This is a genomic window from Pseudomonas sp. WS 5411, from assembly GCF_012985595.1.
Taxonomy (GTDB): domain Bacteria; phylum Pseudomonadota; class Gammaproteobacteria; order Pseudomonadales; family Pseudomonadaceae; genus Aquipseudomonas; species Aquipseudomonas shahriarae.
In genome coordinates this window covers 62597-85457 of sequence record NZ_JAARMC010000011.1, presented here as the reverse complement: position 1 = coordinate 85457, position 22861 = coordinate 62597, and the positions used below count along the sequence as shown (strand labels likewise).

The following is a 22861-nucleotide window of genomic DNA, read 5'->3' as shown; positions in this document are numbered from 1 at the left end:
GAACTCACCAAAGGACTATAACAATGGCTCTCAGTAAAGAAGCGCCGGAGTTTGACATCGACGATGAGGTTCTCCTTATGGAGACCGGCATCGGTACGGATTCGATGTCGAATGAGGGACCCGCTGTACCTTCAGTTCGTACCAAGTCCAAAAACTCCACAGCGTTAAAACAGCATAAGTACATTGATTACACCCGGGCGCTCGATGCGACCCAGTTGTATCTCAATGAAATCGGCTTTTCCCCCTTGCTCACTCCCGAAGAAGAAGTCCATTTTGCGCGACTGTCGCAAAAGGGCGATCCTGCTGGGCGCAAGCGCATGATTGAAAGCAACCTGCGACTGGTGGTGAAAATCGCCCGACGCTATGTCAATCGTGGGCTGTCCCTGTTGGACTTGATCGAAGAGGGCAACCTCGGCCTGATCCGGGCAGTGGAGAAGTTTGACCCTGAACGGGGTTTTCGCTTCTCGACCTACGCTACGTGGTGGATTCGCCAGACCATCGAACGGGCAATCATGAATCAGACCCGGACCATCCGGTTGCCGATTCATGTCGTCAAGGAGCTTAACGTGTACCTGCGGGCAGCACGTGAGCTCACTCAAAAGCTGGATCATGAACCATCGCCTGAAGAGATCGCCAACCTGCTGGAAAAACCGGTGGGAGAGGTCAAGCGCATGCTGGGTCTTAATGAGCGTGTGTCTTCGGTCGATGTCTCGCTGGGTCCGGATTCGGATAAAACCCTGCTGGACACCCTGACGGATGACCGGCCAACGGATCCGTGTGAGCTGTTGCAGGACGATGACTTGTCGCAGAGCATCGACCAATGGCTTTCAGAACTGACGGACAAGCAGCGCGAGGTGGTGATTCGCCGCTTCGGTCTGCGTGGCCATGAGAGCAGTACCCTGGAGGATGTTGGCCTGGAGATCGGCTTGACCCGCGAGCGGGTGCGGCAGATCCAGGTTGAGGGTCTCAAGCGCTTGCGGGAGATCCTGGAGAAGAATGGCTTGTCGAGTGAGTCGTTGTTTCAGTAACGGCTTGTAAGGTAGCTATGAGAACGCCCGGTGCATGGGAGTGCACCGGGCGTTTTGCGTTGTGGGAGCCCGGCTTGCCGACGATGGCGACCTTGAGGGCGACCCTCGCCGCAAGGGCAGCATCAAATCCCAGGCATAAAAAAACCCCGCTTTTAAGGGCGGGGTTCTTTCGACTAAGTCAGTACAAGTTAGATAACTTGAACTTCTTCAGCTTGCATGCCTTTCTGACCGCGGGTAGCGATGAAAGAAACCTGTTGGCCTTCTTTCAGGCTTTTGAAGCCGTCGGATTGGATAGCTTTGAAGTGAACGAACAGGTCGTCACCGGATTGTGGAGTGATGAAGCCGAAGCCTTTTTCATCGTTGAACCACTTAACGGTACCAGTTTGGCGATTAGACATGGTGTATCTCCTTGGACAAAGTTAACTGCGACTCAGGAAAAGCCCTGGCCGAGACTGAGTGCAAAGAGCAGGAAAAATTCTTGGAGATGGTTGGATCGAAATTCAACATATCGTGTAGAGATTCTCAGTGACACAAGCAGCACAGTGGCGCCACCTTAACCCTTTTTCCGGAACGTGCCAATGGTATTTCCGAAGGTTTCTCTATTTTCGTGACTGGCGGTGCCTTTTACAGGCCTGCGGCCCTTTAATTCAGGGGCAGGGCCCGCCCCATACGGCTGACAGTGATCGGGCGCAACTTAATCAAGAAAAACCCCCGCGTCCTTTGAACCGCGAGGCCAGCCCCGGTAAGATGCCCAACAGAATTTTCCACCTCGCTATTCAGGACACCCGCCATGAGCATCAAATCGGACAAGTGGATTCGCCGCATGGCGCAAGAGCACGGCATGATCGAACCCTTCGTCGAGCGCCAGATGCGCGGAGAGGGCACCGAGCGCCTGATTTCGTTCGGGGTTTCCAGCTACGGCTACGATGTGCGTTGCGCCGATGAGTTCAAGGTGTTCACCAACATCAACTCGGCCACCGTCGATCCGAAAAATTTCGATGAAAAGAGTTTCGTCGATGTGAAGAGCGACGTGTGCATCATCCCGCCAAACTCCTTTGCCCTGGCGCGCACTGTCGAGTTCTTCCGTATTCCGCGCAATGTGCTGACCATCTGCCTGGGCAAGAGCACCTACGCGCGCTGCGGCATTATCGTCAACGTGACTCCGCTTGAGCCGGAATGGGAAGGCCACGTGACCCTGGAGTTCTCCAACACCACCACCTTGCCGGCCAAGATCTACGCCAATGAAGGCGTCGCACAGATGCTGTTCTTCGAATCCGACGAAGAGTGCGAAGTGTCCTATAAAGACCGTGGCGGCAAGTACCAGGGCCAGCGCGGCGTCACCCTGCCACGCACCTGATCGAAACGTCTTACAGAGCAAGGGAATTTGTCAGCGGGCAGGCACTCTATTGGGAGTACTGCCTCGGCGCGTGCACAGCGCGCCGAGCCACGCTTGAGGAGTACCCTATGAAGATCGACCCGCGAATCAGCGCCGAACTTGCCCGGCTTGAACCCAACCAGATTGGTGTTCTGGCCTGGTCCCTGATGGCCGACCCCGCCGCCGGCGGCATCCCTGGCCAGCCTGACCCCGATACCCCGGAACAACCCACCGAGCCTGGTGTGCCGACCCTGCCGGATGAGCCACCACCCGCGCCAGTGGCCTGACAGGCCTCCACAAACCGCTGGTAGCTTTTGTGGTGGCGAGCGGGCTTGCCCGCGTGGGGCTGCGCAGCAGCCCTGAAACCTGGCGCCGCGGTGTATCTGAAGACAGGCGGCAACGTTACAGGGGCTGCTACGCAGCCCGACGCGGGCAAGCCCGCTCGCCACAGTAAGGCCTCTTGCCTTGGCCTCTTACTTCAGATTGCCACTTAGAAACTGCCGCAAACGCTCGCTTTTCGGGTTGCCCAGCACGTCTTCCGGCGTGCCTTCCTCCTCCACCAGCCCGTGGTGCAAAAACAGCACCTGGCTGGAAACCTTGCGTGCAAAACTCATCTCGTGGGTCACCATGATCATGGTCCGCCCCTCTTCAGCCAGACCCTGGATCACCTTCAGCACTTCGCCCACCAGTTCCGGGTCGAGGGCCGATGTCGGCTCGTCGAACAGCATCACCTCCGGCTCCATCGCCAGGGCGCGTGCGATAGCCACTCGCTGTTGCTGGCCCCCCGAGAGGAACGCCGGATACTGCTCGGCCACCCGTGCCGGCAGCCCTACCTTGTCCAGATAACGCCGGGCACGGTCCTCGGCGTCCTTTTTGCTGCAGCCCAGGACCCGGCGGGGGGCCATGCTGATGTTTTCCAGCACGCTCATATGGCTCCACAGGTTGAAGTGCTGGAACACCATCGCCAGGCGGGTGCGCAGGCGCTGTAGCTCGGCTTCGTCGGCCACGCGCATGCCGTGGCGGTCGCTGACCATACGGATCGGCTGGCCATCCAGGCTAATGGCGCCGTCATTGGGTTGTTCAAGAAAGTTGATGCAACGCAGGAAGGTACTTTTCCCCGAGCCGCTGGCGCCGATCAGGCTGATCACATCACCGCTTTTGGCCTTTAGCGAAACACCTTTGAGCACTTTATGGTCGCCATAGCTTTTATGCAGGCCTTCAACGGTCAGTTTGTACATGGGGCGTGCATCCTCAAGGCGATAGTAAATAGCCGCTGCGATAGGGCGTAAGGCCGGCGACATGGGCAATCACCATGCCGGCCGTGGCCATGCGCCTTAGCGAGCGGGCATACATCAGGCCGGCATGGCGGCAGTGAACGGGGGTGACGCGGTCGTGAATGGGGTCAATAACCTCGGCGACCAACTGCCCGGCCTCCAGGTATTCCCCTGGCAGCGCGTGGAACACCAGCAAGCCACCTAGCGGGGTTGCCACCGGTTCGACGGCAGCCAGCGGCGTGGCGGGGTAGGGCAAGTCGGGCAGGGGTGCAGGTTCGCCGCTGATGGCGCCAAATCGGATCAGATAGTCGATGATCGCCTGGCAATCGAGACTGGCCAGGCCGTGATTGACATCGCCTTGGCCGCGCAACTCCAGGGTCACGGAAAAACTGCCCTGGGGAATCTCGAAGCGCTCGCCAAAACGTTGCTGCAATTGCCACCAGAGCAGGGTGAAACACTCATCGAAGGATTGCCCCCCGGAATCGGTGGCCAGCAGGCAGGCTTCGGCGCCGATGTAACGGGCCAGCGGCTCGACCTGCGGCCAGGCCTCGGGCGTGGTGTAAAGGTGGGCGACGGCTTCGAAGTCGCAATGCAGGTCCAGCACCATATCGGCATCACAGGCCAGGCGTTGCAGCACCAGGCGCTGGGATTGCAGCTGCGTGGCCGGTACATGGCGGTCGAGGGCCTGGCGCAGGCTGTCGCGGATCAGCGCGACGTTGCGCCTTGGATCATCCCCCAGCCGACCCTCGACCTGATTGCCGACCTCGTCACTGAGGTCGACAAACAGGCGATTGAAATTCTGCCCGCTCTCCAGCTCGTAGCGGCCCAGGGGAATGTCCATCAGCACTTGCTCCAGGCCCACTGGATTGGCCACCGGCACCAGCACGATTTCGCTGCGCAGGCGGCCGGCTGCAGCCAGTTCCGCCAGGCGTACCTTCAAGTGCCAGGCCACCAGCATGCCGGGCAGTTCGTCGGCGTGCAGCGAGGATTGGATGTAGATTTTGCCTTCGGCCTGCTCTGGCCCGAAGTGAAAACTGTGAATCTGCCGTGCCGTGCCTGGCACGGGGGCGAGGAGGGGATGAATCTGTTGCCGCATAGGGGCTCCTTAATGGCTCGGCCCGAGAAAGGCCAGCCAGCGCCGCTCCGCCAGACGAAACAGACCGACCAGGGCAAAGGTCACGGTCAGGTAGATCAGCGCAGCGATACCAAACGATTGGAAAGTCAGGAAGGTGGCCGAGTTGGCGTCCCGGGCGACTTTGAGGATGTCCGGGATCGTCGCGGTAAAGGCTACCGTCGTCGAGTGCAGCATCAGGATCACTTCATTACTGTAGTACGGCAATGAACGGCGCAGGGCCGACGGCATGATCACGTAGGCGTAGAGTTTCCAGCCGCTCAGGCCATAGGCTTTCGCCGCTTCGACCTCACCATGGGCCATGCTGCGGATGGCTCCGGCGAAGATTTCCGTGGTGTAGGCGCAGGTGTTGAGGGCAAAGGCCAGAAGGGTGCAGTTCATCGCGTCGCGAAAAAACGCATCCAGCAATGGTTGTGCGCGAACCGCAGCGAGGCTGTAGATACCGGTGTAGCAGATCAGCAGCTGGATATAGAGCGGTGTGCCGCGAAACAGGTAGGTGTAGAACTGCACCGGCCAACGGACCCAGCGCTTGGGCGAGACGCGGGCAATGGACAACGGGATCGACACCACGAAACCCATGCAGATCGAGGCTGTGAGCAGCCACATCGTCATGGCCAGGCCGCTCATATGGTTGCCATCGCTGTAAAGGAAAGGCCGCCAGTACTCCTGCAACAGTTCGATCATCGCACTGCCTCCCGTGAGCCGGCGGCGTAACGGGCTTCCAGCCTGCGCAGGACGAAGTTTGATGCGCTGGTAATGGCCAGGTAGATCAAGGCCGCCACTACCAGGAAAAAGAACAGTTGGTAGGTACTTTTGCCGGCATCCTGGGCAGCCTTGACCACGTCGGCCAGGCCGATGATCGACACCAGCGCCGTGGCCTTGAGCATCACCATCCAGTTATTGCCAATGCCCGGCAAGGCGAAGCGCATCATTTGCGGGAAGGTCACGTAGCGAAAGCGCTGCCCGCGCTTGAGGCCATAGGCCGTGGCGGCCTCGAGCTGGCCGCGGGGCACGGCGAGGATCGCGCCGCGAAAAGTCTCGGTGAAATACGCACCGTAGATAAAGCCCAGGGTAATCACCCCGGCGCCGAACGGGTTGATCTCGATGTATTCCCATTCCATGTAGTCGGTGAAGCTGGTCAGCCAGGTTTGCAGGCTGTAGAAAATCAACAGCATCAGCACCAGGTCCGGCACGCCGCGAATCAAGGTGGTGTAGAGCTGCGCGGGAATGCGCAACAGCGCCAGGCTCGACAACTTGGCGCTGGCGCCGATCAGCCCCAGCAGCACGCTGACGGCCAGGGACAGCACCGACAGCTTGATGGTCATCCAGGTGCCTTGCAGCAACAGCGGGCCAAACCCTTTCAAGCTGAACGCGCCAAGCCCGAGGGTCTGCAACAGGTCTTCAAACATGGGGTACGCCTTTGGCAATCGGTAGTGCGCCCACCCCTTGGAGCGGCGGGCGCCGCAGCGTTATTTGCCGCTGTACAGGTTCAGATCGCCGAAGTGTTTTTTCTGGATGGTGGCGTAGGTGCCATCATCGTGTAACGCTTTGATACCTTTATCCAGGAGGGCTTTGAGCTCTTTGTTACCTTTTGCGATGCCGACAGCCGTTTTGGAGGGCAGCATTTCGCTGTCTACGGGCTTGCTGACTTCATAGTCCGCCCCTTGTGGCGATTTCAGAAAGCCCAGTTCGGCCTGCAGCATGTCCTGGATCGACGCATCCAGGCGGCCCGAGGTCAGGTCGGCATAGACCTGATCCTGGTTCTGGTAGGCCTGGGTTTTCACTCCGGCCTTGTCCAGCACAGCCTTGGCGTAGGCTTCCTGGATGGTGCCTTGTTCATAGCCGACGGTCTTGCCCTTGAGAGAGGCCATGTCTTCGCTCAGGCCCGAGCCTTTCTTGAATACATAGGAGGTCGGCCCGGAAAACAGCTCGCTGGAGAAGTCGATGACCTTCTCGCGGGCCGGGGTCACGGTCATGGACGAAATCACACCGTCGAACTTCTTGGCTTTCAGGCCCGGGATCATGCCGTCAAAGTCACTTTCCACCCACTTGCACGTGACCTTCAGCTCCGCACAAATGGCATTGCCCAGGTCGATATCGAAGCCCACCAGGCTGCCGTCGGCGGCCTTGGATTCAAATGGCGCGTAGGAAGGGTCCACACCAAAACGCAATTCTTTGTATTCCTTGGCCAAGGCGGTACCGGCGGCCATGCACAGTGCGAGTGCAGAAAGGGTCAGCAATGCTTTTTTCATTAGGTAATCCCTGGGAACCAAGATAAGCGCTTATGGCGCGATTAGGACTGTTACTGAACGGTGTCAGACGAATCGCAAGTAGCAATTTCTGCACCATAGTTCTGAATAGTCTTTTTAATTGGCGGGATTACACGAAGGGTAACGTAGGAAGCGCCCGATATCGGGCGCTAGAAATCTTCAGCACCATTGCAGTGCGGGCGGGTCGCCTACGTGGGATTACTTTCCCGGAACCAGGGTCAGACGAGTCTTGCCATACACCTTTTCAAAGTTCTGTGGCTGCATCGGGAAGCTCAGGTATTGCGCCTTGAGCCATGGATCAATGCCATTGGCATAGTTCGGGCTGGCAGGGTTGCCGGATTGGCCGATCCCGCCTTGACCCATCATCGGTTCCACCTGGCCGAAATCGACAATCATGCGCAGGGCCTGGACTTGGCTGGTGGCGAAATCCTGCCCCCAATTGTAGGGCGCTGCGTTCAACGTACTGTGATCGCCGCCGGCTGCCAATGGGCCGCGAATCGTCTGCCCGCCGGTGTTTTTCCAGGTGTAGCTGTGCAGTTTTCCCCATTGCCAGGCCTTGTGATCTGCGCCCAACTGGCTGTCGCCGGCGGTGATTGCAGCAGCCAGGCTGCGGGCGAGAATCGCCGGCTTGTCTTCTTTGCCAGGGGTGTGCAGGTCGTCCCAGAACGGGCTGTCTTCACGCCCCAGCAGATGGTCGGCCTGGGCCGCGTAGGACAGGTTGGCGTTGCTGACAAAGGCTTTCCAGGTGGCGCTGGATTCCGGGCCCAGCTCGTCGAGGAAAATCTGCCTGGCGCTTTCCTGCAGGAACAGTTGGTAGATCGCGGCGTCGGCCGAGGTGGCTGCCAGCCGCCCGTCGAACGCCATCAGGCGGCCCAGGGCCTGCTGGGCCTTGGCCCGCTCTGCGGCAGGCAGGGCATCAATCGCCTGCTTCAGTGGCTGGGCCATGCCTGGCGCCTGGAACATGCTTTTGAGTTTGGCGGCGAACAGCGTGGTCTGGTCGTACTGCATGGCGATCACGCTGCGGCTGTCGTGCTTGCCGTTGCCGGCCAGTTGCGCCAGGCGTTCGCTGCGCTCCGGCGCGGCCCAGGAGTTGGACAGTTGCATGCCGTAGCCGTGGGGCACCGTACGCTGGTTGGCCGTGCCGACCCAGCCCTGTGGCGGGTCCTGGTCATAGGGGTGCAGCATCGCATCGGCGTAGCCATCCCAGTCAAAGCGCCCGTCCCAGCCCGGCGAGGGCAGCAGGCCTTCACCTTCGCGGCGGTTGGGGAAACGCCCGGTGACCTGCCAGCCGATATTGCTGGCGTCGGCAAATACCATGTTCAGGGCGATGGCCCGAATCTCGCGGCTGGCGTCCGAGGCTTTTTCCACATTCTGCGCCCGGGACAGGTCGAAAAACGCATCCAGGCTCTTGTCGTCCTTGAAACTGGCGGTTTGCAGGGCCAGGCCGTAACCGCTGGTCAGCGACTGGGCGCTGTTGAGCAACGGTCCGTGGCGGGTTTCGTACACCGCCTCGCGAATCGGCCGCTGGCCCTTGGCGAAGAAGGTTTCGTTACGCACGATTGTCGGCAGCCATTTGCCGTTGTGCTCGTAGTACAGCGCGCTGCCCTGGCGTTTGACCTTCTCCAGGAACAGGTCCTGGGTATCGCCGGACACCTGGCTCATGCTCCAGGCCACCTTGCCGTTGAAACCGGACAGCAAGGTCGGAATCCCGGCAATCGACACCCCGACCGCCTGGTATTTCGGCGCGCGGATTTGTACGAAATTCCACAGGGACGGCGCCTGCATAGGCGTAGACAGGTCGTTGGCCAACAGGCTGCGACCACTGCGGCTGCGTTGCGGGGCGATGGCCCAGTTGCTGGAGGTGGAAACCCCAAGGGTGTTGAGGCTGCTCAGGTGTTCGTTGATGCTGTTGAGCGTGGCAAGGCCGGGAATCTGCCCGAGATTGACGCCCTTGAGCTTGTCGGACTCCGCCACAGGCAGCGGTTCGTCCGGGTAGCTTGGGGTCAGCCAGGCGAGTTTGTCGGCGCCGACTTTTTGCGCCAGTACCAGGGCGGACAACTCTTCCTGCAGGTTGGCCGACTCACTGAAATTCAGCAGGCAAAACAACAGCGCCGAGTCCTCTGGCTTCCAGTACTCGGGCTTGTAGCCAGTCTGGGCCAGGTCCGTCGGCAGTTTGTCGCGGTAGCGGAACAGGTAGGCGTTGACGCCGCGGGCATACACTTCAAAGAAGCGCTTGAGGCGCGGCGACGAGGCGTTGTACAGCTCGCTGGCGCTTTTCTTCAGGTTGACGGCGCGCATGAAGCGGTCGACATCCAGCACGTCCGGACCGGACATCTCCGCCAGTCGGCCCTGGGCCAACAGGCGCAGGGTAACCATCTGGTTGATCCGGTCGCTGGCGTGCACATAACCGAGGGTGAACAGCGCGTCGTGGAAGGTACTGCTTTCAATCAGCGGCATGCCCTGGCTGTTACGCCGTACGGAAACATTCTGCGCCAGGCCCTTGAGCGGCTGCACGCCGGAAACGGGGGGCAGGGTGTCCTGGCTGTTCAGTGACTGGCAACCGGCCAGGCCCAAGGCACTGGCCACTGCCGCGGCAACGCCGAACCGGGGAAGAAAACGTGAGAGGGCTGGCGAGGCCATGGCAAAGCTCCTGCGGGGGGTAGCGTCAGTAAAGGCGCTACGTTAGTGAGCGCGGCGAACCGACGCAAGCGGGAGGCGATGCTAATTTTCAGGATTTGATTGAGCAGATGTGCGAGCTGTCGAGCTTTAGCCAGGCTGCGATAGGAGCATCGCGCTGTATCTGGCAGCCCCAGCGCCTGCATCGCAGCCTCGCCGGGGCTCGACAGCTCCCACAGGGGGGAGCGTGTATCAGGATTTCGGCGGGTTGACCTTCTGCACCAGGTCATAGGCCCGCACTGTCGCCGGGCGTTCCTTGATCAGGTTGAACCAGCGATGCAGGTGGGGGAAGTCTTCCAGGCGCTGGCTTTGCCATTTGTGGGAAACGATCCACGGGTAGATCGCCATATCGGCAATGCTGTAGGTCTCGCCGGCAACGAAGCTGCGGTCCGCCAGGCGCCGGTCGAGCACGCCATAGAGGCGCGCTGTTTCATCGACGTAGCGTTTGATCGCGTAGGGGATTTTTTCCGGGGCGAACTGGCTGAAATGGTGATTCTGCCCGGCCATCGGACCCAGGCCGCCCATTTGCCAGAACAACCATTGCAGCACTTCCTGGCGACCGCGCAGGTCCTTGGGCAGGAACTGACCGGTTTTTTCCGCGAGGTACAGCAGGATGGCTCCGGATTCGAACAGCGAAATCGGCGCGCCACCGTCGCTCGGGTGCTGGTCGACAATGGCAGGAATGCGGTTGTTGGGAGCGATCTTCAGGAAGTCTGGCTTGAACTGGTCGCCCTGGCCAATGTTGATCGGGTGCACCTCGTAGGGCAGGCCGGCTTCTTGCAGGAACAACGAAATCTTGTGACCGTTGGGGGTGGTCCAGTAATACAGGTCGATCATGAAGCTCTCCAGGATTGGTGATGCTTGAACGGGCAGGACGCCCGCTGATGTGCCTGTAGGTATAGGTAGTGCTCAGCTACCGAAAATTCAATGAAATATTTGCGTCTAACGATAGAACTGTAGGAGCCGGCTTGCCGGCTCCTGCGGGACGCGTATCAGGCGCCGTGGCACTTCTTGAACTTCTTCTCGCTGCCGCATGGGCATGGATCGTTGCGGCCAACGTCCTTCAGGGCGTTGCGCACCGGTTCCTGGTGGGCATGGCCGCAGTTCGGGCCGTGGACATGACCATGGTCGTGATCGTGGTGATCGTGATCGTGGTTGCAGTCAGGACCATGGACATGGGGTTGCTGAGTCATTGGTGTCGCTCCGGAATAAAATCGCCGGGGATTATCTCGCCATTGCGCATCACGTGCACGTCGTTACCGATGAATAATCCGGTTTTCAGCTCACCTTCCAGGCGATAGGGGATGGGGCGGTGCGGATTTTTCAGCAGGTCGGCGATCTCCCGCACCTGTGGCCACAGGTTGGTGCGCACCGTGACCTTGAAAAATCCCCGGCCATGGGGCGGTATGGTCAGCCACTCGTTGGATTCGCCCTCGGTCAGCTCCACGTCAGCCAGGCTGATCTTATAGATCAGGCCGCGCACGGTGAGGTCCGAGTCGTCACGGTTATCCACGCGAAAGTGCAGCTTGAATTTCTGCTCCAGCAGCTTGGCCCGCACCAACTCGACCTTGACCAGATGGATCTGTGGCGGCGGCGTGTCATCGGCGAACCAGGACGCACAGCCCGAGAGGCCAACGGTCAACACCATTAAACAGCTGTAGGTTCGTAATCGGCTGACCATGACGCAATCCCTTGTAGGAGCCGGCTTGCCGGCGATGGTCGTCAACGATGACGAGTGTTGTGTGGTTTAACGCGGTGTCCGTGGTTTTACAGGTAACTGGAACAGCACTTCTTGAACTTCTGCCCACTGCCGCACAGGCAGGCATCATTACGCCCGGCCTTCACCTCCACCGTAGGATCAATAAAGTACCAACGCCCATCGTTCTGTACGAAAGACGACTGTTCGCGGTGGCTGTGTTCGCCGGTGCTGTCATGCCAGCGTGCGGTAAAAGTGACAAAGGCATGTTCCGGCTGCCCACCAAACACCTCGGAGCTTTCCACTTCCAGGCCGAGCCAGGTGCTTTGCGCGCTCCAGGCCCCGATGGCATCACGGTCGAGGCCGTTCTGTTGTGCCGGTAGCGTAGTGGCCACCAGATAATCCACCAGCCCCAGCACATAGGCGCTGTAGCGTGAGCGCATCAACGCGGTGGCGCACGGCGCGGGGTGGCCAGTGTGGTAGTGGCCGCAACAGGCATCCAGCAGGTTGCCGCTGCCGCAAGGGCAAATGGATGTACTCATGGTTACCACCAATACTTTCCGAAATTTTCCGGGTTGGCCCAGAACCGGGCATTCAGCCAGTCCGGCACTTGTTTGTATTCAAGCAGATCGTAGGTAAACAGCGTCAGTACCTGATTGTCGCGGCAAAACTGCTCATTGGTCTGCAGGGCCAGGGAGAAAAAGTCGGTGTCCTTCCAGCCGCAGGCGGCAAGGTCGGCGAGAACGGCGATGCGGCTGGCATTGAGGTTGCGCACGCCGCCCAGCAGCTCCAGACCTGCACGTTTTGACAGGTGCTCCAGGCAATCGACCACCAGGGCCAGGTCAAATCGCTGGGCGGCCACCTCAGGTGGCAATGGTCCAGGCCCGGCGACGCAGACCACGGTGTCAGGGTGCGCCTGCTGGAATGCCTCCAGCGCCGGGAAGTGGCCGGCGCCCAACACCAGCAGGCGTTTGGGGGCTTGGCGATCAAGCAGGGCAGCGAGTGCTTGCTGCGGAGTACGGGAAGAATTGCCGGCGGTCATCGAAGATCCTCACATCAGAACCTTCAAGACTAGCCTGCTTGAGCGTGCGGGCCTAGAGCGGGCGCTCGCCTGTCGACCGGAAAAAGCGGCCTCGACCAATGAATACGGGGGTATGGCCGGCTGGCGCAGATGAAAAGAGCGGTCTTTACTCCACCCATCGGCTTGCGGCCGATCCCCTCAGGAGAAATCAAATGAGCATCATGCGGACAGCTCTACCCTTGGTTCTGCTAACCGGAGTATTGACAGGTTGCGCAGGCTTGCAAAAAAACGACTGGCCCACCTGTGCCGCCCTCGGCGGCGTAACCGGGGCCGCGCTGGGCGCTACCGAAAGCTCTTCATGGGCTGGCGGTGGCGCATTGTTGATTGGCGGCATGGCCGGCGCCTATTGCTGGGTGCATGGCGACGGTGACGAGGACGCGGATGGCGTCCCGGACAGTCGCGACAAGTGCCCGGGCACCCCGAAGGGCGTGCAGGTGGATGCCAACGGCTGCCCGCCGGTACCTGAGGCGGTCGTCGTCGAGGAAGTGGTCGTGGTCCAGGAAGAGACCATCGTGATTCGTGATGTGCACTTCGAGTTCGATTCGGCCCGGCTGACGGCCGCCGACAAAACCAAGCTCGACACGGTTGCCACACGCCTGAAACAGGAAGCGCCGAGTGCGCAGTTGCGGGTCAGCGGGCACACCGACAGCGTCGGTAAAGATGCCTACAACCAGAAACTTTCGGAAAAACGCGCCCGTTCGGTGACCGAGTACCTGGTCAGCACCGGCGTGCCCCGCAGTAACTTTGTGTCGGTGACGGGGGCCGGTGAGAGCCATCCGGTGGCCGACAACAAAACCGCCGACGGCCGCGCCCAGAACCGTCGCGTGGAAATTCAAATCAACCGCTAAGACATTTCTGATATGCCCCTGGGTGGTGCCAGGGGCATTTCTTACAGCTGTATCCGACGAATCTCGGCGATCTGGCCGCCAAGTCGCAGCCTTCTCAAGTTTTTTAATCCTTCACTGGCAAATCGCCTGTAGAACTCGTTACTGTGCGCCCAAAGAATAATGTGCAAGGGGGCGTAGGGCATGAAGCTGTTGCTAGGATTGGGGAAGTTGCTGGCGATGCTGTTCTGGACGGTTGTGCTGGTCAACCTGTTCAAACCGCTGACTAATCCATTTCATCTGTTGGTCAACCTGGTCGGCAGCCTGTTGTTGCTGGTCCATCTTCTGGAGTTGGTGTTATTCAACGCCAGCGTCAAACATCGTGCTCACCCCTGGCGTGACCGCCTGCTGATCCTGTTGCTGGGGATGTTCCATATAAAGAGCCTGCCTGCGCCTACGGCTAACCAAGACAACAAGGATGCCAATCATGCGTAAGGTTTTTCTCCTGGCCCTGCTGGTCAGCCCCATTGCCCTGGCCGAAAGCGTCAGTGTCGAGACCCACTCGCTGATGCGCTTGCCCAACAGCACCAGCGTGCTGCAGTTGGAGCGCCTGGAAGTGGCGGACTATGGCACCTTGTTGATTCCGGCCAATATCACCCAGGTTACTGTCGACGAATTGCACCTGGGCCGCGAAGCGCGGATTGCCATCGTGCCCAGCGCCTCGGCCCTGCAGTTGCAGGTGCGGCACGCGCAGTTGGAGCATGGCAGCCAAATCACCTCCCGTGGCGCGCCCGGCACCCATGAAAAACCGGCCCGGCCGGGGCGTGACCTGACCCTGCGGATCAATGGGTTGATTGCAGAAGAACTGTCCGTCGATGCCCGTGGTGGCACCGGTGCCCAGGGTTACAGCGGCCTGGATGGTGCCAATGGCGAAGACCCTGGTTGCACCTGGGGTTCGGCCGGACGTGGCGCCAATGGTGACAACGGCGGCGACGGGCTGCCGGGGGCTGCGGGGGCGGCGGTGCGCATCGAGTTGCCGCGGGATTATCCGAGTGAGCAGATCAAGGTCTGGGTCGAGGGTGGTGCGGGTGGTTTACCGGGTGTGGCCGGCAAGCCGGGCAAGGGCGGGGCGTCCAAGGGCTGCCTGGTGTACCGCGCCGACGGCGGTGAGAAAGGCCGGCCGGGTCTGGAAGGCCAGGCGGGGCAGGCGGGGCCTGCCGGTACGGTGACCATCCAGCGGCTTTGAGCTATCGGCACTGGCCCATCGCGGGCAAGCCCGCTCCCACATTTTTGGGTATTCACAAATCAAAGTGTGGGAGCGGGCTTGCCCGCGATGAGGCACTGAGGAACAACCTCAGAACATCGGCCGAGCCGAAGCCACGCCCACCACCACCAACCCGACAATCAGATTGATCCCTACCAGCTTTCGGATTCTTCCCAGCACCTGCGCGCCCGTCGCCCAGTCCTCGGCCGCCACAGCCGTGCGCAGTTCAGGCAGTTGCAACGCCTGGATGCGGATAAACAGCGCGGTCATTACCACATACAAGCCCATCATCACTTGCACATAACGCGGCGCGGTTTCAAACCCGTTGAAGCGCAGTTGCAACAGGCCGACGCCACTGATCGGCAAGATCAGCACCGCGACCCAGACCCACACGAAAAAACGCTGAAACACATTCATCCACAATTTCAGCCGTGGAGGGCCGTCGAGCGCCGCCATTGCAGCCGGGCGCAGGATCATCCAGGCGAAAAACATACCGCCGACCCATACCAGGGCGGCCAATACATGCAGGGTGTAGGCAAGGCTAAACACGGTCATTGAGGTACTCCGTTCTGCGCGGGATTAATTAGCGGGGTATGATAGCGGCCGATCCGAACCACTGAAAATTTATCCAGCGTTTTTTGCGCCCGACTATCCATGATCAGCACTGAACTCAAAACCACGATCCAGGGCGCCTACTCGCGTTTTCTCGAAGCCAAGAGCTTGAAACCGCGCTACGGCCAGCGCCTGATGATCGCCGAAGTGGCCAAGGTCCTCGGGGATATCGACACCGACGACGAAGGCCGGCGCAGTGGCGACCCTGCGGTCGTGGCCGTCGAGGCCGGCACCGGTACCGGCAAGACTGTGGCCTACAGCCTGGCGGCGATTCCCACTGCCAAGGCCGCCGGCAAGCGCCTGGTGATTGCCACCGCCACCGTGGCCCTGCAAGAGCAGATCGTCTACAAAGACCTGCCGGACCTGATGCGCAACAGCGGCCTGAGCTTCACCTTCGCCCTGGCCAAGGGCCGTGGCCGCTATATGTGCCTGTCCAAGCTGGATGTGCTGTTGCAGGAAGGCCACGCGCAAACCGCCACGGCCTCGCTGTTCGAAGAAGAAGGCTTCAAGATCGAAGTCGATGAGGCCAGCCAGAAGCTGTTTACCAGCATGATCGAGAAGCTGGCCGGCAATAAGTGGGACGGCGACCGCGACAGCTGGCCCAACGCCCTTGAAGATGCCGACTGGGCGCGCCTGACTACCGATCATAGCCAGTGCACCAACCGGCACTGCCCCAACTTCGGCCAGTGCGCCTTCTACAAGGCCCGCGAAGGCATGGGCAAGGTCGACGTGATTGTCACCAACCACGACATGGTCCTGGCTGACCTGGCCCTGGGCGGCGGCGCCGTGCTGCCCGACCCGCGCGACACCCTCTACGTGTTCGATGAAGGCCATCACCTGCCCGACAAGGCCATCGGCCACTTTGCCCACTACACACGCCTGCGTTCCACCGCTGACTGGCTGGAAACCACCGCCAAGAACCTCACCAAGCTGCTGGCCCAGCATCCGCTGCCGGGCGACCTGGGCAAGTTGATCGAACAGGTGCCGGAGTTGGCGCGGGAGATCAAGACCCAGCAACAGTTCATGTTCAGCGCCTGCGAACAGGTGGCGGACTTCAAGCCCGGCGAAGACGTTGAAGGTCGCGAGCGGCCACGCCATCGCTTTGTCGGCGGGCTGATCCCCGAGCATATGCGCGAGATGGGCGTGGAGTTGAAGAAGGGCTTCTCACGCCTGACCGACCTGTTCACCCGCCTCACCGACCTGCTCAAGGAAGGCATGGACGGCGAGGTCAATATCGGCATCGCCAGCAACCAGGCCGAAGAGTGGTATCCGTTGTTTGGCAGCCTGTTGTCCCGTGCCCAGGGCAACTGGGAGTTGTGGACGGCCTTCACCGTTGAAGACCCGGAAGACAATCCACCCATGGCCCGCTGGCTGACGCTGTCGGAGAGCGGTGCGCTGTTCGATATCGAGGTCAACGCCAGCCCGATCCTTGCCGCAGAAATGCTCCGGCGCAACCTGTGGAATGTGGCCTACGGCGCCCTGGTGACCTCGGCCACCCTGACGGCCCTGGGCACCTTCGACCGCTTCCGCATGCGCGCCGGCCTGCCGAAAAAAGCCGTCACTGCCGTGGTCCCCAGCCCGTTCCATCACGCCGACGCTGGCGTGCTGCGGGTGCCGGACCTCAAGGCCGACCCACGGGATGCGCCGGCCCACACCGCGGCAATCATTCGTGACCTGCCGTCGCTGGTGGAAGGCTCCAAGGGCACCCTGGTGCTGTTCTCGTCGCGTAAACAGATGCAGGACGTGTTCGACGGCCTCGACCGCGACTGGCGCAAACAGGTGTTTATCCAGGGCAACCTGTCGAAACAGGAAACCCTGAACAAGCACAAGGCGCGGGTTGATGGCGGGGACTCCAGCGTGCTGTTCGGCCTGGCGAGCTTTGCCGAAGGTGTCGACCTGCCCGGTGCCTACTGCGAGCACGTGGTGATCGCCAAGATCCCGTTCTCGGTGCCGGATGATCCGGTCGAGGCTGCGCTGGCCGAGTGGATCGAAGCCCGGGGCGGTAATCCGTTCATGGAGATCTCGGTTCCGGATGCCTCGTTGAAGCTGGTCCAGGCCTGTGGTCGCTTGCTGCGTACCGAAGAAGACCGGGGCACCATCACCTTGCTCGACCGCCGTCTGGTAACCCAGCGCTATGGCAAGGCGATCCTGAATGCCTTGCCGCCTTTCCGGCGCGAAATTTCTTAAGCCGCAGTGGGCGAATTCGCCCACTTCGTGGTCTATCTCATGTATGTCATCAGGCCATTCACCGGCCAATTGGGAGAACCTTGTTCGTATGATCCGCACGCTGCCTGCTCTTTTTGCCTTGTTGTTCGCTGCGCCATTGCTGGCCGCGCCGGCCGGGCAACAGACGCTGTTCAACTTTGTCCGGCCGGCCGATGTGGTCAAGGTGGCGACCCAGGACGCCAGCCTGCCGCAATACAACGCCGAGCAGACCCCGGAAGGCGAGGTGTTGCGCCGCATCACCTTCAACCCGGCGGCGGAACCCAGCCTGGTGCTCAGCCCGCAGAGTGGCGTGTGGGACTGGTCGCAATCGAGTGCCATGAGCCTGCGTATCCAGAGTGCGATGGACTGGGCGCTGACCTTGTACGTCAAGGTGCAGAGCAGCGACGGCAAGACCCTGGTCAGCCGGATTGATTTGCCGGCGGGACCTGCGCAAACGCTGCTGGTGCCACTGCAAGCCAATTCGCCCTTGAGCCAGGGTATGAAAGCCGGGCCGCCGATGCCGATCACCGTGGACGGTCAGCGCGTGATGCTGGCCGGTAGCGCTGGCGAGCTCGACCGCAGCCAGGTGGTCTCGGTCACGCTGTCGATGATCCAGCCGGCTGCGCCGCAAAGTATCCTGCTGGAGCGCTTTGGCGTGCAGGACAGCGAGCCGGTGCTCAAGGCTGCCTACAGTGAGTTGGTGGATGCCTACGGGCAGTCCAACCGCGCGCGCTGGCCGGAAAAGGTCAGCAGCGACGAGCAGTTGAAAGCCGCGGCCGCCAAGGAGCAGCAACAGCTCAAGGGCTGGCTTGCGGAGCGTGACAAGGCGGGCCTGGACAAGTTTGGCGGCTGGACCAAGGGTCCGGCCTTTGACGCCAGCGGCTTCTTCCGTACCGAAAAGCGTGATGGGCGCTGGTACCTGGTGACACCACTGGGGCATCCGTTCTACTCCCTGGGCGTCAACACGGTGACCCCGGACAACAGCCAGACCTATGTCGCCGGCCGCGAATGGATGTTTGGCGCGTTGCCCAAGGCGGGTGAGCCCTTCGACAAGTATTACGGCAGTGGCGACAACCGTGGCGGCAATGGCGCGGATGTAGGGCGTGGCTTCAATGTGGGGCGCTGGTATGACTTCTACGGCGCTAACCTGCAACGCACCTATGGCCAGGCGTGCGACCCGGCAGCCCAGGCCCAGCCCTGCACAGCCCAGGGGTTTGACCAGGCGCGCTGGGTTAGCCACACCCTGGACCGCCTGCAGGCCTGGGGTTTCAACACCGTCGGCAACTGGAGCGCCCCGCAACTGGTTGGCGCGGATCGCGTGCCTTACACCTTGCCGCTGTCGATCATTGGCGACTACACCAGTATCAGCACCGGTATCGACTGGTGGGGCGGCATGCCCGATCCCTTCGACCCGCGCTTTGCCATGGCCACCGAGCGGGCGGTCGCGATTGCCACCCGTGACCATCGCGACGACCCCTGGTTGATCGGCTTCTTTGCCGATAACGAACTGGCGTGGGCCGGTCCTGGCAACGATGCGAAATCCCGCTATGCCCTGGCCTACGGCACCCTGCGCATGACCACCGATGTGCCGGCCAAGCGTGCGTTCCTCAAGCAACTGCGCGATAAATACCGTAACGAAGATGGCCTGTCCAAAGCCTGGGGTATTCAATTGGCGGGCTGGGAGTTGATGGAAGATCCAGGCTTCGAGCCGCCCGTTCCCAACCCCGAGCACCCGGAAATCGAAGCTGATTTCCAGTACTTCCAGAAGACCTTCGCCGACGCCTACTTCAAGACCATCTCCGATGCGCTGAAATGGCATGCGCCCAACCAGCTGCTGCTGGGTGGCCGCTATGCGGTCAGCACCCCGGAAGCCGTGGCGTCCTGCGCCCAGTACTGTGATGTACTGAGCTTCAATATGTACACCCTCAAGCCCCAGGACGGTTATGACTTCGCCGCCCTGCGCGGGCTGGACAAGCCGGTATTGATCAGCGAGTTCAACTTCGGCTCGACCGACCGTGGCCCGTTCTGGGGTGGCTTGACGCCCTTGGCCAGGGAGGAGGCGCGTGGCCCGGCCTACGCGACGTTCCTCAAGCAGGCCATGGCCGAGCCGTCGATTGTTGGCGTGCACTGGTTCCAGTACCTCGACCAGCCGGTGACCGGGCGATTGCTGGACGGTGAAAATGGCCATTTCGGCCTGGTGGGGATCACCGATGTGCCCTTCCAGGGTTTTGTCGACAGTGTGCGTAAAAGCAACCTGGCGGCGATCCAGCAATTGGGCCGCAAAGCTGAAAAAGCCAAGGTCGCCCAGGCTGCCACGGGTTCCCAAAGCCAGTAATGGCTGGAACAATGAACGCCATTTAACGCAGGACTTTTCCGAGGGGGATGCAGGTGCAGATTCAGGGTCATTACGAGCTTCAATTCGAAGCAGTGCGCGAAGCCTTCGCCGCGCTGTTTGACGACCCTCAGGAGCGTGGTGCGGCGCTGTGTGTACAGATTGGCGGGCAAACCGTCCTTGATCTGTGGGCAGGCACTGCCGACAAGGACGGTGCCGAGGCCTGGCACAGCGACACCATCGCCAACCTGTTCTCCTGCACCAAGACCTTCACCGCCGTCACCGCGCTGCAACTGGTAGCCGAGGGCAAATTGCAGTTGGACGCCCCGGTTGCCAACTACTGGCCGGAGTTCGCTGCGGCAGGTAAACACAACATCACCCTGCGCCAACTGCTTTGCCATAAGGCCGGGCTGCCCGCGTTGCGTGACATATTGCCTGCCGAGGCCCTGTATGACTGGCCCTTGATGACTGCCGCCCTGGCCGCCGAAACCCCCTGGTGGACACCCGGCGAAGGCCATGGCTACGCGGCCATCACTTATGGCTGGCTGGTCGGTGAACTGCTGCGCCGCGCCGATGGGCGTGGGCCGGGGGAGTCGATTGTGGCGCGGGTTGCCCGGCCGCTGGGCCTGGACTTCCATGTCGGGTTGGCGGACGAGGAATTTTATCGTGTCGCCCACATTGCCCGGAGCAAAGGCAATATGGGGGATGCGGCAGCCCAACGGTTGTTACAGGTCACCCTGCGTGAGCCCGAAGCAATGACTACCCGGGCGTTTACCAATCCGCCTTCTATACTAACCAGCACTAACAAGCCTGAATGGCGTCGCATGCAGCAGCCTGCGGCAAATGGTCATGGCAATGCGCGCAGTTTGGCCGGGTTTTATAGTGGTTTGTTGGACGGAAGTTTGTTGGAAGCCGATATGCTTGAACAACTGACCCGCGAGCACAGTGTTGGGCCGGATAAAACCTTATTGACGCAAACCCGCTTTGGCCTGGGTTGCATGTTGGACCAGCCAGACGTGCCCAACGCGACGTTCGGCCTTGGCCCACGTGCATTTGGGCATCCTGGGGCCGGTGGTTCCGTGGGCTTTGCCGATCCGGAACATGATGTAGCATTTGGTTTTGTGACCAATACACTGGGGCCGTATGTACTTATGGACCCGCGCGCGCAAAAGTTGGTAAGAATATTGGCCGGTTGTCTGTAAATAGCTTGCTGTCTGGCGTTTTTTTGTTAAAAAGGCACCTACAAAAGACGCTGGAAAAGTATTGTTACTTTAAACTTCGTGAAGCGTCCGTTTAACGGGTCATTCAGACCCCTGTGTTTTCTCATTTTGTGGATATCTCATGTTATCGAACAAGTCCTTGGCTCTGGCGCTTTGCCTCACTATTACTGGCTGTGCACAAAACCCACAAAATGATGCGTCTGGCGAGCATTGGTGGTCATTCGGGTCCGACAAGGCGGCGGCCAAGGACGTTACCGCCAAGGCCGATGCCAAGGCGGCTGACGCCAAGGCTGATCTCAAGGCCGATCTGAAGGCGGCAACACCTGCTCCCGCTGCGGCGCCGGTAGTGGCCAAGGCTGAAAGCGACACCAAATGGTGGTGGCCGTTTGAAAGCAAGCCAAAACCCCTGAACAAAGTCGATGTGACCAACATCCCGATGCCAGACCCGAAAATCACCCAGGCCTGGTTGGATGACTACGAGCCACGCCTGCGCGCCGCGATCAAGGACAGCAACCTGCAACTGGAACGTCGCGACAACGTACTGGTGGTGATTGCCCCGGTCGATGGTTCGTACAACCCGAAGCGCCCGGCGATGTTGTTGCCGGTGACCCTGGGTCCGTTTACCCGTGTCGCCAAGGCCGTTGAAAAGGATCCGAAGACTGCCGTGCTGGTCCTGGGCCACATCGACACCGTGCAGAACCAGGCCCTGACCAAGGAGCGTGCCCAGTCCATCGCTTCGATCTTCAGCCTCAGCGGCCTGAAGCAGGACCGCCTGATGTTGCGTGGCATGGGCGACCTGATGCCCCGCGCCGCCAACGACAGCACCCAGGGCCGCGCTCTGAACCGTCGCATGGAAATCATGTTCACCCAGCGCACCACCATGCTGGCACTGCTGAGCAAGTACAACTCGCCAAACCCGCCGAAGCCTGAACTGGTAGCGGTACAGGACGTCGTTGCTCCTGCGCCGGTGGCCAAGAAAGCCGTGGCCGCGAAGAAAACCCCGGCCAAGAAGACCGCCGCCAAGCCAGCCGCGAAAAAAGCCGCCGCCAAGCCGGCAGCCAAAAAGCCGGTGGCCGCCAAGGCAGCTGCACCTGCGAAAAAAGTAGCGGCAAACGACCAGGCGAAAAACTGAGCAGTTGAGCGAGAAGGATAAAGCCCCATGAACCAGGCATTGGCGGATATGCGCCGTGACTACACGCGGGACGGTTTGAGCGAGGCCCAGGCCCCGGACGAGCCGTTTGCCTTGTTCCACCAGTGGTTCAGCGATGCGGTCAAGACCGAGCAAGCGCCGGTGGAGGCCAACGCGATGACCCTGGCGACCGTGGACCAGGAGGGCCGGCCTCACTGCCGAGTCCTGCTGCTCAAGGGCCTGGATGCCCAGGGTTTTACCTTCTTTACCAACTACCAGAGCGCCAAGGGTCAGCAAATGGCAGCCCGCCCGTTTGCTGCCATGACCTTCTTCTGGCCGACCCTGGAGCGCCAGGTGCGCATCGAGGGGCGGGTGGTCAAGGTCACGCCTGAGGAATCGGATGCCTACTATCAGGTGCGACCCCTGGGCAGCCGCATCGGTGCTTGGGCTTCCCCGCAAAGCCAGGTGATCCGTGATCGCCAGCAATTGCAGGACTTGCTCACGCTGACCGAACAGCGCTTCAGCGATACCCAGCCGGCGTGCCCGGAGCACTGGGGGGGTTATCGCCTGCTGCCGGAACGCATCGAGTTCTGGCAGGGCCGGGCGAGCCGCTTGCATGACCGCTTGAACTATCGCTTGCAGGGTACGGACTGGACCCGCGAGCGCCTGGCGCCCTGAGTGCGCCTTTAAACACCTGTAATCCATATGGGCGCTGTGGCCTGGAGTCAGGTGTTCCTGCCGAA

The 22861-nt window shown here is 60.8% G+C and carries 24 protein-coding genes; 11 read left to right on the top strand and 13 right to left on the bottom strand.

Annotated elements, in window-relative coordinates:
* Nucleotides 1-23: 23 nt before the first annotated feature.
* On the top strand, nt 24-1028 hold the full coding sequence (gene rpoS, locus HBR93_RS16610; RefSeq protein WP_057958709.1) for an RNA polymerase sigma factor RpoS: 1005 nt from the start codon (nt 24-26) through the stop codon (nt 1026-1028).
* Between the two features lie 188 nt (nt 1029-1216).
* Here the strand turns inward: rpoS and HBR93_RS16605 are convergent, their stop codons facing one another.
* Entirely contained in the window at nt 1217-1426 is a 210-nt protein-coding gene (locus HBR93_RS16605) for a cold-shock protein (RefSeq protein WP_002554837.1), read from the bottom strand.
* Between the two features lie 392 nt (nt 1427-1818).
* Between HBR93_RS16605 and dcd the strand changes: the two genes are divergently transcribed.
* Nucleotides 1819-2385, top strand: a complete 567-nt coding sequence (gene dcd / locus HBR93_RS16600; RefSeq protein ID WP_093412595.1) for a dCTP deaminase — start codon at nt 1819-1821, stop codon at nt 2383-2385.
* 107 nt (nt 2386-2492) lie between these two features.
* Nucleotides 2493-2690, top strand: a complete 198-nt coding sequence (locus HBR93_RS16595; RefSeq protein ID WP_029297182.1) for a hypothetical protein — start codon at nt 2493-2495, stop codon at nt 2688-2690.
* A gap of 186 nt (nt 2691-2876) precedes the next feature.
* On the opposite strand, the gene HBR93_RS16590 is transcribed toward HBR93_RS16595, so the two are convergent.
* From HBR93_RS16590 to HBR93_RS16540, 11 genes are all read right to left on the bottom strand, one after another.
* Nucleotides 2877-3641, bottom strand: coding sequence for an ATP-binding cassette domain-containing protein (locus tag HBR93_RS16590; protein WP_169960715.1), 765 nt, complete (start codon nt 3639-3641; stop codon nt 2877-2879).
* Nucleotides 3642-3654: 13 nt separating this feature from the next.
* A complete protein-coding gene (locus HBR93_RS16585) occupies nt 3655-4773 on the bottom strand; it encodes a succinylglutamate desuccinylase/aspartoacylase family protein (RefSeq protein WP_057958711.1) in 1119 nt (372 codons plus the stop codon).
* 9 nt (nt 4774-4782) lie between these two features.
* Nucleotides 4783-5493 (bottom strand): ABC transporter permease, encoded by a 711-nt coding sequence (locus HBR93_RS16580; RefSeq protein ID WP_057958712.1) that lies wholly within the window; start codon nt 5491-5493, stop codon nt 4783-4785.
* Nucleotides 5490-6218 (bottom strand): ABC transporter permease, encoded by a 729-nt coding sequence (locus tag HBR93_RS16575; protein ID WP_057439877.1) that lies wholly within the window; start codon nt 6216-6218, stop codon nt 5490-5492. The genes HBR93_RS16580 and HBR93_RS16575 overlap by 4 nt, the downstream gene beginning before the upstream one ends.
* Nucleotides 6219-6278: 60 nt before the next feature.
* Entirely contained in the window at nt 6279-7061 is a 783-nt protein-coding gene (locus HBR93_RS16570; protein WP_057439875.1) for a transporter substrate-binding domain-containing protein, read from the bottom strand.
* 216 nt (nt 7062-7277) lie between these two features.
* Entirely contained in the window at nt 7278-9719 is a 2442-nt protein-coding gene (locus HBR93_RS16565) for a penicillin acylase family protein (protein WP_169960714.1), read from the bottom strand.
* A gap of 228 nt (nt 9720-9947) precedes the next feature.
* The gene (locus HBR93_RS16560) at nt 9948-10592 is read right to left on the bottom strand and encodes a glutathione S-transferase N-terminal domain-containing protein (RefSeq protein WP_169960713.1); all 645 of its coding nucleotides are present in this window, start codon (nt 10590-10592) and stop codon (nt 9948-9950) included.
* Between the two features lie 155 nt (nt 10593-10747).
* Entirely contained in the window at nt 10748-10948 is a 201-nt protein-coding gene (locus HBR93_RS16555; RefSeq protein WP_003189235.1) for an SEC-C metal-binding domain-containing protein, read from the bottom strand.
* Nucleotides 10945-11436 (bottom strand): LEA type 2 family protein, encoded by a 492-nt coding sequence (locus HBR93_RS16550; RefSeq protein WP_057439868.1) that lies wholly within the window; start codon nt 11434-11436, stop codon nt 10945-10947. The genes HBR93_RS16555 and HBR93_RS16550 overlap by 4 nt, the downstream gene beginning before the upstream one ends.
* An 86-nt stretch (nt 11437-11522) precedes the next feature.
* A complete protein-coding gene (locus HBR93_RS16545; RefSeq protein WP_057439866.1) occupies nt 11523-11993 on the bottom strand; it encodes a YchJ family protein in 471 nt (156 codons plus the stop codon).
* A gap of 2 nt (nt 11994-11995) precedes the next feature.
* Nucleotides 11996-12493 (bottom strand): DUF6231 family protein, encoded by a 498-nt coding sequence (locus HBR93_RS16540; protein WP_057439863.1) that lies wholly within the window; start codon nt 12491-12493, stop codon nt 11996-11998.
* Between the two features lie 191 nt (nt 12494-12684).
* Between HBR93_RS16540 and HBR93_RS16535 the strand changes: the two genes are divergently transcribed.
* The 3 genes from HBR93_RS16535 to HBR93_RS16525 all read left to right on the top strand — a co-directional run bounded on the left by HBR93_RS16535 (nt 12685) and on the right by HBR93_RS16525 (nt 14602).
* On the top strand, nt 12685-13380 hold the full coding sequence (locus tag HBR93_RS16535; RefSeq protein ID WP_169960712.1) for an OmpA family protein: 696 nt from the start codon (nt 12685-12687) through the stop codon (nt 13378-13380).
* A gap of 180 nt (nt 13381-13560) precedes the next feature.
* Nucleotides 13561-13851 carry a DUF1145 domain-containing protein gene (locus tag HBR93_RS16530; protein WP_057439859.1) on the top strand — a complete coding sequence of 97 codons (291 nt, stop codon included), beginning with the start codon at nt 13561-13563 and terminating at the stop codon, nt 13849-13851.
* A complete protein-coding gene (locus HBR93_RS16525; protein WP_169960711.1) occupies nt 13844-14602 on the top strand; it encodes a collagen-like protein in 759 nt (252 codons plus the stop codon). The genes HBR93_RS16530 and HBR93_RS16525 overlap by 8 nt, the downstream gene beginning before the upstream one ends.
* Before the next feature lie 108 nt (nt 14603-14710).
* On the opposite strand, the gene HBR93_RS16520 is transcribed toward HBR93_RS16525, so the two are convergent.
* Nucleotides 14711-15175: a CopD family protein gene (locus tag HBR93_RS16520; RefSeq protein WP_057439857.1), complete on the bottom strand. Its 465-nt coding sequence runs from the start codon at nt 15173-15175 to the stop codon at nt 14711-14713.
* A 99-nt stretch (nt 15176-15274) separates the two neighbouring features.
* Between HBR93_RS16520 and dinG the strand changes: the two genes are divergently transcribed.
* The 5 genes from dinG (at nt 15275) to pdxH (ending at nt 22796) form a co-directional block, all read left to right on the top strand.
* Nucleotides 15275-17419, top strand: a complete 2145-nt coding sequence (gene dinG / locus HBR93_RS16515; protein WP_032858113.1) for an ATP-dependent DNA helicase DinG — start codon at nt 15275-15277, stop codon at nt 17417-17419.
* An 88-nt stretch (nt 17420-17507) separates the two neighbouring features.
* Nucleotides 17508-19772 (top strand): beta-galactosidase, encoded by a 2265-nt coding sequence (locus tag HBR93_RS16510; RefSeq protein WP_115127547.1) that lies wholly within the window; start codon nt 17508-17510, stop codon nt 19770-19772.
* A gap of 53 nt (nt 19773-19825) precedes the next feature.
* A complete protein-coding gene (locus tag HBR93_RS16505; RefSeq protein WP_057439926.1) occupies nt 19826-20971 on the top strand; it encodes a serine hydrolase domain-containing protein in 1146 nt (381 codons plus the stop codon).
* Between the two features lie 139 nt (nt 20972-21110).
* Nucleotides 21111-22121 (top strand): OmpA family protein, encoded by a 1011-nt coding sequence (locus tag HBR93_RS16500; RefSeq protein WP_057958717.1) that lies wholly within the window; start codon nt 21111-21113, stop codon nt 22119-22121.
* A 27-nt stretch (nt 22122-22148) separates the two neighbouring features.
* Nucleotides 22149-22796, top strand: a complete 648-nt coding sequence (pdxH, locus tag HBR93_RS16495) for a pyridoxamine 5'-phosphate oxidase (RefSeq protein ID WP_057958718.1) — start codon at nt 22149-22151, stop codon at nt 22794-22796.
* Nucleotides 22797-22861 lie beyond the last annotated feature (65 nt).

Excerpts from the sequence above, each read along its gene's own strand:
- HBR93_RS16545 (WP_057439866.1), bottom strand. The coding sequence starts at position 11,993 with ATGAGTACATCCATTTGCCCTTGCGGCAGCGGCAACCTGCTGGATGCC.
- HBR93_RS16550 (WP_057439868.1), bottom strand. The coding sequence starts at position 11,436 with ATGGTCAGCCGATTACGAACCTACAGCTGTTTAATGGTGTTGACCGTT.
- HBR93_RS16575 (WP_057439877.1), bottom strand. The coding sequence starts at position 6,218 with ATGTTTGAAGACCTGTTGCAGACCCTCGGGCTTGGCGCGTTCAGCTTG.
- HBR93_RS16520 (WP_057439857.1), bottom strand. The coding sequence starts at position 15,175 with ATGACCGTGTTTAGCCTTGCCTACACCCTGCATGTATTGGCCGCCCTG.
- HBR93_RS16510 (WP_115127547.1), top strand. The coding sequence starts at position 17,508 with ATGATCCGCACGCTGCCTGCTCTTTTTGCCTTGTTGTTCGCTGCGCCA.
- HBR93_RS16555 (WP_003189235.1), bottom strand. The coding sequence starts at position 10,948 with ATGACTCAGCAACCCCATGTCCATGGTCCTGACTGCAACCACGATCAC.
- pdxH (WP_057958718.1), top strand. The coding sequence starts at position 22,149 with ATGAACCAGGCATTGGCGGATATGCGCCGTGACTACACGCGGGACGGT.
- HBR93_RS16565 (WP_169960714.1), bottom strand. The coding sequence starts at position 9,719 with ATGGCCTCGCCAGCCCTCTCACGTTTTCTTCCCCGGTTCGGCGTTGCC.
- HBR93_RS16530 (WP_057439859.1), top strand. The coding sequence starts at position 13,561 with ATGAAGCTGTTGCTAGGATTGGGGAAGTTGCTGGCGATGCTGTTCTGG.
- HBR93_RS16560 (WP_169960713.1), bottom strand. The coding sequence starts at position 10,592 with ATGATCGACCTGTATTACTGGACCACCCCCAACGGTCACAAGATTTCG.
- HBR93_RS16570 (WP_057439875.1), bottom strand. The coding sequence starts at position 7,061 with ATGAAAAAAGCATTGCTGACCCTTTCTGCACTCGCACTGTGCATGGCC.
- HBR93_RS16500 (WP_057958717.1), top strand. The coding sequence starts at position 21,111 with ATGTTATCGAACAAGTCCTTGGCTCTGGCGCTTTGCCTCACTATTACT.
- HBR93_RS16595 (WP_029297182.1), top strand. The coding sequence starts at position 2,493 with ATGAAGATCGACCCGCGAATCAGCGCCGAACTTGCCCGGCTTGAACCC.
- dcd (WP_093412595.1), top strand. The coding sequence starts at position 1,819 with ATGAGCATCAAATCGGACAAGTGGATTCGCCGCATGGCGCAAGAGCAC.
- HBR93_RS16605 (WP_002554837.1), bottom strand. The coding sequence starts at position 1,426 with ATGTCTAATCGCCAAACTGGTACCGTTAAGTGGTTCAACGATGAAAAA.
- HBR93_RS16585 (WP_057958711.1), bottom strand. The coding sequence starts at position 4,773 with ATGCGGCAACAGATTCATCCCCTCCTCGCCCCCGTGCCAGGCACGGCA.
- rpoS (WP_057958709.1), top strand. The coding sequence starts at position 24 with ATGGCTCTCAGTAAAGAAGCGCCGGAGTTTGACATCGACGATGAGGTT.
- HBR93_RS16580 (WP_057958712.1), bottom strand. The coding sequence starts at position 5,493 with ATGATCGAACTGTTGCAGGAGTACTGGCGGCCTTTCCTTTACAGCGAT.
- HBR93_RS16540 (WP_057439863.1), bottom strand. The coding sequence starts at position 12,493 with ATGACCGCCGGCAATTCTTCCCGTACTCCGCAGCAAGCACTCGCTGCC.
- dinG (WP_032858113.1), top strand. The coding sequence starts at position 15,275 with ATGATCAGCACTGAACTCAAAACCACGATCCAGGGCGCCTACTCGCGT.
- HBR93_RS16590 (WP_169960715.1), bottom strand. The coding sequence starts at position 3,641 with ATGTACAAACTGACCGTTGAAGGCCTGCATAAAAGCTATGGCGACCAT.
- HBR93_RS16535 (WP_169960712.1), top strand. The coding sequence starts at position 12,685 with ATGAGCATCATGCGGACAGCTCTACCCTTGGTTCTGCTAACCGGAGTA.
- HBR93_RS16525 (WP_169960711.1), top strand. The coding sequence starts at position 13,844 with ATGCGTAAGGTTTTTCTCCTGGCCCTGCTGGTCAGCCCCATTGCCCTG.